Origin of the sequence: Buttiauxella sp. S19-1, from assembly GCF_022134725.1 — a bacterium.
Lineage (GTDB): Bacteria > Pseudomonadota > Gammaproteobacteria > Enterobacterales > Enterobacteriaceae > Buttiauxella > Buttiauxella ferragutiae.
The window spans coordinates 51595-62130 of the sequence record NZ_JAHWLU010000007.1 but is presented as its reverse complement, the minus strand read 5'-3'; the positions used below and the strand labels follow the sequence as shown (position 1 = coordinate 62130).

At 50.5% G+C, this 10536-nt stretch carries 10 protein-coding genes; 2 read left to right on the top strand and 8 right to left on the bottom strand.

The window, feature by feature from the left end:
- Nucleotides 1-58 precede the first annotated feature (58 nt).
- Complete coding sequence (locus MES37_RS03230; protein WP_064543414.1) at nucleotides 59-487, top strand: hypothetical protein; 429 nt, start codon at nucleotides 59-61, stop codon at nucleotides 485-487.
- 124 nt (nucleotides 488-611) lie between these two features.
- Here MES37_RS03230 and ispH read toward each other — a convergent pair whose 3' ends face one another.
- The 5 genes from ispH to ribF are packed head-to-tail and all read right to left on the bottom strand — an operon-like array spanning nucleotide 612 to nucleotide 6300.
- On the bottom strand, nucleotides 612-1562 hold the full coding sequence (ispH, locus tag MES37_RS03225) for a 4-hydroxy-3-methylbut-2-enyl diphosphate reductase (protein WP_064543412.1): 951 nt from the start codon (nucleotides 1560-1562) through the stop codon (nucleotides 612-614).
- Nucleotides 1543-2013: an FKBP-type peptidyl-prolyl cis-trans isomerase gene (gene fkpB / locus MES37_RS03220; protein WP_064513795.1), complete on the bottom strand. Its 471-nt coding sequence runs from the start codon at nucleotides 2011-2013 to the stop codon at nucleotides 1543-1545. Before fkpB ends, ispH begins: the two co-directional genes overlap by 20 nt.
- Before the next feature lie 3 nt (nucleotides 2014-2016).
- Nucleotides 2017-2523, bottom strand: coding sequence for a signal peptidase II (gene lspA, locus MES37_RS03215; RefSeq protein ID WP_064543410.1), 507 nt, complete (start codon nucleotides 2521-2523; stop codon nucleotides 2017-2019).
- On the bottom strand, nucleotides 2523-5339 hold the full coding sequence (gene ileS, locus MES37_RS03210; protein WP_064543408.1) for an isoleucine--tRNA ligase: 2817 nt from the start codon (nucleotides 5337-5339) through the stop codon (nucleotides 2523-2525). The genes lspA and ileS overlap by 1 nt, the downstream gene beginning before the upstream one ends.
- Nucleotides 5340-5367: 28 nt before the next feature.
- Nucleotides 5368-6300, bottom strand: coding sequence for a bifunctional riboflavin kinase/FAD synthetase (ribF, locus tag MES37_RS03205; protein ID WP_064543406.1), 933 nt, complete (start codon nucleotides 6298-6300; stop codon nucleotides 5368-5370).
- Nucleotides 6301-6626: 326 nt separating this feature from the next.
- Between ribF and rpsT the strand changes: the two genes are divergently transcribed.
- Nucleotides 6627-6890, top strand: a complete 264-nt coding sequence (gene rpsT / locus MES37_RS03200; RefSeq protein ID WP_034459390.1) for a 30S ribosomal protein S20 — start codon at nucleotides 6627-6629, stop codon at nucleotides 6888-6890.
- 61 nt (nucleotides 6891-6951) lie between these two features.
- On the opposite strand, the gene nhaR is transcribed toward rpsT, so the two are convergent.
- The 3 genes from nhaR to dnaJ all read right to left on the bottom strand — a co-directional run bounded on the left by nhaR (nucleotide 6952) and on the right by dnaJ (nucleotide 10450).
- A complete protein-coding gene (gene nhaR / locus MES37_RS03195; RefSeq protein WP_064543405.1) occupies nucleotides 6952-7845 on the bottom strand; it encodes a transcriptional activator NhaR in 894 nt (297 codons plus the stop codon).
- A 66-nt stretch (nucleotides 7846-7911) separates the two neighbouring features.
- Nucleotides 7912-9090 carry a Na+/H+ antiporter NhaA gene (nhaA, locus tag MES37_RS03190; protein ID WP_064543403.1) on the bottom strand — a complete coding sequence of 393 codons (1179 nt, stop codon included), beginning with the start codon at nucleotides 9088-9090 and terminating at the stop codon, nucleotides 7912-7914.
- A 220-nt stretch (nucleotides 9091-9310) separates the two neighbouring features.
- Complete coding sequence (dnaJ, locus tag MES37_RS03185; RefSeq protein ID WP_064543401.1) at nucleotides 9311-10450, bottom strand: molecular chaperone DnaJ; 1140 nt, start codon at nucleotides 10448-10450, stop codon at nucleotides 9311-9313.
- Between the last annotated feature and the right edge of the window lie 86 nt (nucleotides 10451-10536).

The following is a 10536-nucleotide window of genomic DNA, read 5'->3' as shown; positions in this document are numbered from 1 at the left end:
TTTGAGCAAAAGTATATGAGGTAGTTTGAAAGCTGTATCAGCCTAAAGGGAGACATATATGAAAGTGGCAATAGTTGTTGCTTCTAATGGATTGATTGCAAAAGAATTATTACAAGTCGCATATTACACAGTGGGCTCTATCCGTAACGTATCATCAATTAGCTTTTTTGAAGGTGATAGTGTGGAAGTGTTGCTCGAACGTTATAAAAAAACCCTGGGAAATCTAGATGTGCAGCACGGCATTCTTTTTCTCATTGAAAGCAAAAGTAGCGCTCATGAGTATGCTGCCAGTTATTTTTCGCTTCAGTATCCCACAAGTAGAATTGTCACTGGCATTAATCTTCCAATGTTAGTTTCATTGTTCATTTCAGAGAACAATGAAACTAGTCCATTTATTCTTGCAACCAGGGCTCAAGAATATGGGAAACAAGCTGTCTGTATTTTACCGGATGCAGGAGAGAGTCTAAGCATTTCACACCTTATTTAAGGTGAAAACTACCTGCATTCATATTCATGGATGCAGTGCCAAAAAAGTTACGTAGTTATATGAAGAAAGAAAATAAAGAGTGGATAAAATCGGTATTTATCCACTCAGCCATTCATATGCGCTTTTACTCGACTTCTTTGATATCCACACGCAGCTCACGCGGAACTTCGAAAACGATGTTTTCTTCGCGCCCTACCAGTTCACGGGTGTCGCTACCGCCGAGTTCACGCAGGCGAGCCAGAACGTTTTGCACCAGAATGTCGGGGGCTGATGCCCCTGCCGTCACCCCAACACAAATAGCGTCTTTTACCCACTCTTCCTGGATGTCCGCAGCGTCGTCAATCAGGTACGCCGCTTTGCCCATGCGTTGCGCCAGTTCAGCAAGACGGTTGGAGTTGGACGAGTTTTTCGAGCCAACTACCAACACCACATCTGCTTCATCAGCCAACGCACGGACCGCTTCCTGGCGGTTGGTGGTGGCGTAGCAAATGTCGTCTTTACGCGGACCGATAATATTTGGGAAGCGGGTACGCAGCGCGTCAATCACGTCAGAAGTGTCATCTACAGAGAGTGTGGTCTGGGTCATAAACGAAAGTTTATTTTCGTTTTTCACATCCAGCTTGCTGACATCTTCCGGCGATTCAACCAGGTACATGCCCCCTTTCGGGTTACTGTACTGGCCCATGGTGCCCTCCACTTCCGGATGGCCAGCATGGCCAATCAGAATGGATTCCTCACCACGACGGCTGGCGCGAGCCACTTCCATATGCACTTTGGTCACCAACGGGCAGGTCGCATCAAACACCGTTAAATCACGGCCTTTGGCTTCACTGCGTACTGCTTGAGAAACACCATGTGCTGAGAAAATCAGGATTGCGCCATCAGGCACTTCACTGATCTGCTCGATGAAAATCGCCCCGCGTTCCCGCAGGCTATCAACCACGTAACGGTTGTGCACCACTTCATGACGGACATAAATCGGCGCGCCGTATATGGCCAGCGCGTTTTCAACAATGCTGATAGCGCGGTCTACCCCGGCACAAAAGCCACGAGGGTTAGCCAACAGGATCTGCATTCAACGCCTCCAGTACCGGGTCAATTTCCAGTACTTCGATATCAAAATGAATGGTTTGCCCGGCGAGTGGGTGGTTAAAGTCAACGGTGATGGAATCGCCGTTAACTTCACGTACTACACCAGGCATCTCGCTGCCATCCATTGCAGTAAACAACATAATGGCACCCGGCACCGGCTCACCCGCGTCAATAAATTCACGACGAGAGAAATACTGGATCATGTCCGGGCTTGGAATACCAAACGCCGATTCCGGTGCCAGAGAGAACGCTTTTTTGTCCCCTGCTTTCAAACCGACTAGCTGGTCTTCCATGCCTGGCGACAGTGTTTCGTCACCCAGCGTGAAGAGTGCCGGTTTGCCGTTGTTGCGGGTCGACTCGGCGGTGGAGCCATCTTCGAGTTTCAGCGTGAAATGCACGAAAACTCTGCTATTAGCCTGGATAGACTCAGCCATGGGTTACCCTTTTTGCTTAGCGGGCTTGTCGGAGGAGACAAAGAATCCCTCCAGAACAATCAGCGCCGCACCGATACAGATTGCCGTATCGGCCAGATTAAACGTGGCGAAGTGCCAGTCGCCGACATAGAAATCGATCATGTCGACCACAAAGCCATGCCATAAACGGTCAAACAAGTTGCCGAGTGCGCCGCCGATGATTAAAGCATAGGCGATGTTATGCAGCTTCTGCGTCGCTTTTGAGCGATACATCATTACCGCTAAAATCACGCATATGCCGATAGCAATACCCGCAAAGAACCAGCGCTGCCAGCCGCCTTTATCCGCAAGGAAACTAAACGCAGCGCCGTAGTTACGGGCGTAGTGCAGATTCAGCGATGGGAACAGGGATACGGTGTCCCCCAGCATGAAATGCTGGAGGATCAGGTATTTGCTGCCAAGATCGATGATCAGTACCACCACCACAAGCCACAGCCAGCTCAGGCCGGTCGAACAAATCGATTTACTCATCAGGCAAATTTACGCTTTTCGCCGTCACCGGCTACGTTAGTTACACAGCGGCCACAGATTTCTGCGTGTTCCGCCACCAGGCCGACGTCGGTGGTGTAATGCCAGCAACGCGGGCATTTTTCACCGTCAGCTTTACGCAGAGCAACTTTCAATCCTTTGAGGATTTCGCTTTGCTGCGCGTCTTCAGTTGCCTGTGCATAATCGGCAACTGCTGCACCCGAGGTCAACAAGACAAATCGTAATTCATCACCGAGGCTGTTGAGCTTCGCTGCCAGTTCGCTGTCGGCAAACAGAGTCACATCAGCTTCCAGAGAACCGCCCACACGCTTATCAGCACGTGCTTGTTCGATAACTTTGTTCACTTCGCCACGCACGGTTAACAGCGTGTCCCAGTAATCATTGTTCATCGTTTCGCTGTCAGCCAGACCGAACAGACCTTCGTACCATTCACCGGTGAAGACATATTTCTCACGGTTGCCTGGCAGGAACGCCCAGATTTCATCGGCGGTGAAGGACATGATAGGTGCCATCCAGCGAACCAGCGCTTCTGCAATGTGGAACAGAGCGGTCTGGCAGCTACGACGCGCTACGCTGTCGGACTTCGCAGTGTACTGGCGGTCTTTGATGATATCGAGATAGAACGAGCCCATTTCGATGGAGCAGAAACGCATCAGGCGTTGCACAACTTCGTGGAAATCGTAGTTTTCATAAGCGGCAAGGATATCGGCTTGTGCTTCTTGCGCACAGCTGACGGCCCAGCGATCCAGTACAACCATTTCTTCCGGTTTCACCATATCGGTTTCTGGATTGAAACCATTAAGGTTCGCCAGCAGGAAACGCGCGGTGTTACGGATACGACGATAAGAGTCGGCAGCACGTTTCAGGATCTCATCGGACACAGCAATTTCGCCGGTGTAATCCGTTGATGCTACCCACAGACGCAGAATATCGGCGCCCAATTTGTTCATCACGTCCTGCGGAGAAACGGTGTTACCGATGGATTTAGACATTTTGCGGCCCTGACCATCAACGGTGAAACCGTGAGTCAGTACCTGGCGGTAAGGCGCTTTGCCTTTCATCGCTGTCGAAATCATCAGTGAAGACATGAACCAGCCGCGATGCTGATCCGAACCTTCCAGATACATGTCTGCCGCGTGGCCGCTGAATTCAGGGCGCACATCAACAACCGATGAATGCGTTGAACCGGAGTCGAACCACACATCTAAAGTGTCTGGCACTTTGGTGTAGTTATCAGCGTCGTCACCAAGGATGTCGCGCGGGTCGAGATCCCACCACGCCTGGATGCCGTCTTGTTCAACACGCTTCGCCACTTCTTCCATCAGTTCCAGCGTGCGCGGGTGCAGCTCTTCAGTGTCTTTGTGGACGAACATCGACATCGGCACGCCCCATGTACGCTGGCGAGAGATACACCAGTCCGGGCGGTTAGCGACCATTGATTCAATACGCGCCTGACCCCAGTCTGGGATCCACTGCACGCCTTTGATCTCTTTCAGAGACTGCGCGCGCAGGCCTTTTTGATCCATGCTGATGAACCACTGCGGAGTGGCACGGAAGATGATTGGCGTTTTGTGACGCCAGCAGTGCGGGTAGCTGTGCAGCAGTTTTTCAACGTGCAGCAAGACGCCTTTATCACGCAGGATGTTAACGATCAGGTCGTTAGCTTTAAACACCTGAACGCCATCCAGACCTTCATAGGTACCAGGCAGGTAGCAACCGTCCGGGCCAACCGGGTTGGCAATTTCCAGATTGTATTTCTGGCTGATAACGTAGTCGTCAGGACCGTGACCACCAGCTGTGTGCACCGCACCAGTACCGGCTTCAAGGGTTACGTGCTCACCCAGAATAGCTGGCACGTCGAAATCTAAGAACGGATGCTTGAAGCGCAATAATTCCAGGTCTGCGCCTTTGGCAGTACCCAGAACTGTCCACTCGACGATTGCCGCGCTCTTCATTACGCTTTCGAGCAAGTCTTTGGCGACGATCAGCGCCTGGCCGTCAACCTGCACCAGCACATATTCGAATTCTGCGTTCAGAGAAACTGCGCGGTTAGCAGGCAGCGTCCACGGAGTGGTGGTCCAGATAACCATCGAAACTGGGCCATTAACTTGCGTGGCACCGAATTTCGCTTTCACGGCATCAGCATCGACAGCCTGGAAGTTAACGAAGATAGAAGGAGAGGTTTTGTCGTAATACTCAACTTCCGCTTCAGCCAGGGCCGAACGACAGTCGACGCACCAGTGCACAGGTTTAGCCCCTTTATGCAGGTGGCCGTTACCGACGATTTTACCCAGCGCACGAATGATGTTCGCTTCGGTTTTGAAATCCATGGTCAGGTAAGGACGTGACCAGTCGCCCAGCACACCCAGACGGATGAAGTCGGCACGTTGGCCATCAACCTGCTCTGCGGCGTATTTGCGGCACGCCGCACGGAATTCAGCGGCGGAGACTTTCTCACCCGGTTTGCCAATCAGCTGTTCTACTTTCAGCTCGATTGGCAGACCGTGGCAGTCCCAACCTGGAACATACGGCGAGTCAAAACCAGAAAGCCCTTTGGACTTAACGATAATGTCTTTCAGAATCTTGTTAACGGAGTGACCAATGTGAATGCTGCCGTTCGCGTATGGAGGGCCATCATGCAGAATGAAGGATTTTTTGCCTTTCTTTGCATTACGGATGATGCCGTACAGGTCATCATCATTCCAGCGAGCCAGCATGCCCGGTTCACGTTTAGCGAGATCGCCACGCATCGGGAACCCTGTTTCCGGCAAATTCAGGGTAGATTTAAAGTCACTCATTAGATTCTCGGTTCCGTAGTTAGCTTGCTCAGGTCTTAGACCCAAAAAATTCGCGGGTGGTTACCACATCTTTGGCGATTTGCGCTTTCAGTTCATCAAGTGAAGCAAACCGTTGTTCATTGCGTATTTTTTTACGCAGCACCACATCTATATGGTGCCCATATAAGTCCATTGCAACGTCCAGCAAATGGACTTCCAGCTGTTGGCGCAGACCCGCCACCGTTGGCCGCGTGCCTATATTGGCAACGCCCGGCAGCAGTTTATCGCCAAGGCCTGCGACTTCTACCGCAAACACCCCTTTTACCGGGGAAACCTGACGACGCAACGGTAAATTCGCCGTTGGGAAACCAATGGTTCTTCCCAGTTCATCACCGTGGACAACTCGCCCGGAGATGCTAAACGGATGACCCAGTAAACTTTCGGCAAGTGCTAAGTCGTCTTCAGCCAGAGCCTGACGCACCGCTGTGCTGCTGATGCGCACACCGCCTTCACAGAAAGTTTGCGTACTGGTGACGTCAAAGCCATATTCAACGCCTGCCTTCTGTAATAACAAGAAATCCCCCTGGCGACCAGCACCAAAGCGGAAATCATCCCCCACCGCGAGAAATTTTACCCCGAGGCGGTTGACCAACAGATCGCTGACGAAGTTTTGCGCAGTGAAGGCAGCAAAACGACGATCGAAGCGCACGCACAGCACGTAGTCCACACCACATTCGGCCAGATAACGTAGCTTTTCGCGCAGACGTGTCAGGCGCGCAGGAGCCTTATCACCCGCGAACAACTCAAGCGGTTGCGGTTCAAAGATCATGACCATCACCGGCAGATTGCGCGCACGCCCTTGGGCACATAGCCCTTTTAACAGGGACTTGTGGCCTCGATGAACACCATCAAAATTACCAATGGTGAGGACACACCCGTGGTGGTTCTGGCGTAGATTATGTATGCCGCGTATCAGCTTCATGGCTGGCTCAAGACAGTGGAAATCGGCGGATTATATCAATTACCGCGGTGAAGGTTAACCGGCGATTGTACCCTTAGACATAAAGCATTAAGGATTTCATCGAACTGGCACTGAGTTTCTACATAGATGCGCATCACTGGACGATTTTTGTTGCTTAAAGCTGTATTCATGACCATGAAGCTGTTAGAATCCGCGCCATCACAACGTAAGAGGCACCGGAAATTTAACGGCGCTTATTTGCACAAATCCATTGACAAAAGAAGGCTAAGAGGGCATATTCCTCGGCCTTTGAATTGTCTACACAGATCATATTTGGGAGTTGGACCTTGGCTAATATCAAATCAGCTAAGAAACGTGCTGTACAGTCTGAAAAGGCTCGTAAGCACAACGCAAGCCGTCGCTCTATGATGCGTACTTTCATCAAGAAAGTATACGCAGCGATTGAAACTGGCGACAAAGCTGCTGCACAGAAAGCATTTAACGAAATGCAACCAATCGTGGATCGTCAGGCTAGCAAAGGTCTGATCCACAAAAACAAAGCTGCGCGCCATAAGGCTAACCTTGTAGCGCAAATCAACAAACTGGCTTAATTGCCAACTTGTTGTTAGCTTAAAAAAAACCGGCTTATGCCGGTTTTTTTATGTCTGCAATTCAGGCCTCTTTGAACAGGGCTGAGTAATCACGGTTACATACGCGCTGAACCGCCGGATGCTGAATCATACGTTCGGCAAATATCGCGTGATATTCTTCCATCACATTCTCAACGCGCCCGATTTCAACAATGCTCTCATCTTTGTAGGTGTCTTCACCGTAAAGCGTCGGTGCGACAAATATCGCATTGTGTGCCGCACCAAAGGCTTTCATTAGCGCCGCATCATCAAACTCACCCAGAATTTCGACGTTCAGTCCTTGAGTGTTAATCCAGTTCAGGATCTTGCGCCCTAACATTGAACGACGGCCAGGAATCAGCAACCGTCGGGTTTCAAGGCATGCAGGGAAAGGTAAATCGGGTACTGGATTCTGGCTCCAGAAGCTAATGCCGCATTCGCCAATTTTCACCGAGAACAGCCCTTCTTGCTGAGTTGAGTCAATCGGGCAATCCGAGATAATCATATCGAGTTTATGCTGGCTGAGTTGCTCAAGCAGCATTTCGTGAGTTGATTCGAAACAGCGCAGGTGGATTTGCTCATCTTCAACGACAGCCGCATCAAGCACACCACTCACCAGGCGTTTTGACAACGCATCTGCAATACCCACATCAAACAACAAACTGGACTCTTTGCGATAGTTAACGATATCCAGCATTTCCTGGCTTAAAGTAAACATACGATCCGCATAACGGAAAACGAGCTGCCCCAATTCAGAAGGCACCAGGCCACGGCCCTGACGGCGGAAGAGTTTACCTTGCAGGCGTTCTTCTAATGCTTTGATCTGACCGGTGATGGTCTGCGGCGTTAAATAAAGTGCTTCCGCAGCTCCAACAACTGAACCTTCTTTGCAAACATGCCAGAAGTAGTAGAGATGATTGTAATTGATGTGTGACATATGGTTTTCGCTCCCTGATCAACAGTCCATGAGCTAACGGCTCCTGAGGAGCCGTTAGTGGAAATATTAATTGTGTTGGTGTTGTGGGCTGAAGCGGCTTCTCAACATCCAGTAGCCAACCACAGCCGAGAACAGCGACCCCAACAGAATACCCAGTTTCGCCCAGGTAATGAGTGCCGGATCAGCGCCATCAAACGCCAGTGAAGCGATGAAGATAGACATCGTGAAACCAATGCCACACAGTACGCCCACCGCCATAATTTCCTTGCACGTCGTCCCTTCTGGCAAGGTCGCCAACTTCAATTTGAGAGCCGCCCAGCAAAACAGGCTAATACCCAGCGGCTTGCCGATAAACAGACCCGCCATAATTCCCATTGGCAGCAGTGAGGTCAACCCTGCAAATGTGACTCCACTTAACGACACACCGGCATTGGCGAAAGCAAACAGCGGCAGAATCAAGAACGCGACCCAAGGATGAAGCACATGCTCGAGTTCTTTTGCTGGGGAACGGCCTTTTTCGTCTTTGAGCGGAATAAGGAAACCAATAATTACCCCAGCAAGCGTTGCGTGTACGCCCGATTTTAACACCGCAGTCCATAACACTACGCCGACCAAAATGTACAGCCCGGTGCGACGTACGTTGAAGATATTCAGTAATGCCAGAACTGCGATAGCACCTGCTGCAACAGCCAACGAAAGCATAGAAAGATCATTGGTGTAGAACAGGGCAATGATAACAATCGCGCCCAGGTCATCGATGATAGCCAGTGCCATCAGGAACACTTTCAATGCTACCGGCACTCGATTGCCCAGCAACGCCAGAATACCCAGCGCGAAGGCAATATCTGTTGCTGCGGGAATCGCCCAACCTTCACGAGTGATTGGGTCCTGGAAGTTGAACAACAGGTAAATTGCCGCAGGGACAACCATCCCCCCCAGAGCAGCAATGACCGGGAATGACGCCTGACGCATGCTGGCAAGCGATCCACTCACCATTTCGCGTTTTACTTCAAGGCCAATCATCAGAAAGAAGATCGCCATCAACGCATCATTCACCCACAACAACAGGTTTTTACTGATATCCAGTGAACCGATGCGAACTTCAACCGGTGTATTCAGAAATGATTGATACAACTCGCTGGTGGAACCCAGATTAGCAAGAACCATTGCCAGAACTGCTGCAAGGATTAAAAAGATACCGCTTGAGGCATCGCTATGGAAAAAGCGTTTTAGTTTTTTTGTCATTATTTCACCCAACTTATTTTTACTGCCTTAAACATTTAGGGCATTAATATGTATTAAGCATAACCCAACCAACACCTCGATAAAAGTAGATTATATGGCGCGAATAACTCGAAAAAATCGAATTGGAATGTTAATTGAGCTAATCAAATTCGGCGCATAAAAAAGCCTGAATCAAAAATATTCGATTCAGGCTTTGGCGCTACACAAAGGAGTGTGAAGTTTAGCGGGTTAAGTCATCAAAGAATTTCTTCACGCCATCAAAGAAATTCTTTGAACGCGGACTGTTCTTTTCACCGCTTGGCCCACCAAAACTTTCAGCCAGATCGCGCAGCAACTGCTTCTGCTTTTCGTTCAGGCTGACAGGTGTTTCCACCACAACGCGGCATAACAGGTCGCCCTGAGCCCCGCCACGTACGGATTTCACCCCTTTGCCACGCATTCTGAACAATTTGCCAGTTTGCGTTTCACCAGGTACTTTCAGGTTCACACGACCATCCAGGGTTGGCACTTCAATCTCACCACCCAACGCCGCCATTGCAAAGTTAATTGGCACTTCGCAATACAGGTTATTGCCTTCACGCTCAAAGATTGGGTGCTGTTTGACCTGAACCTGAACGTACAAATCACCTGATGGTGCTCCGTGTTCGCCTGCTTCACCTTCACCAGCAAGACGAATACGATCGCCGGTATCCACGCCCGCCGGGATCTTCACGGACAGGGTTTTGGTTTTTTCTACACGACCATGGCCATGGCAGGTATTGCACGGATCTTTAATAATCGAGCCACGACCCTGGCAGTGCGGGCAGCTTTGCTGCACTGTGAAGAAGCCCTGGCGCATCTGCACCTGGCCTTGCCCATGACAAGTCGGGCAAGTCTGCGGTTTAGATCCCGCTTTCGCGCCGCTACCGTGGCAAACGCCACACTCTTCGAGTGTTGGAATGCGGATCTCTTTGGTGACGCCACGAACCGCTTCTTCCAGCGTTAAGTCCATGTTGTAGCGTAAATCGGCACCACGGGAAGCGCGTTGACGACGGCCACCACCGAAGATATCGCCGAATACGTCGCCAAAGATATCGCCGAAGTCAGCACCACCGCCACCAAATCCACCGTGACCGCCGCCACCCATACCACCCTGTTCAAACGCGGCATGACCATACTGGTCGTAGGCTGCACGTTTTTGTTCGTCGGTAAGGATTTCGTAGGCTTCTTTAATTTCTTTAAACTTCGCCTCGGACTCTTTGTCACCCTGATTACGATCCGGGTGGAACTTCATTGCCAGGCGTTTATAGGCTTTCTTGATTTCACGCTCTTCCGCGTTTTTCGGAACGCCTAAAACCTCGTAATAGTCTCTCTTCGCCATCTTTTTTGTCTGCCCCTAACATGCGGGCACGGGCGCAGAGGAAAACCTCAACGCCCGTGCCAGTTACCAACCGCTCTATTCATCAT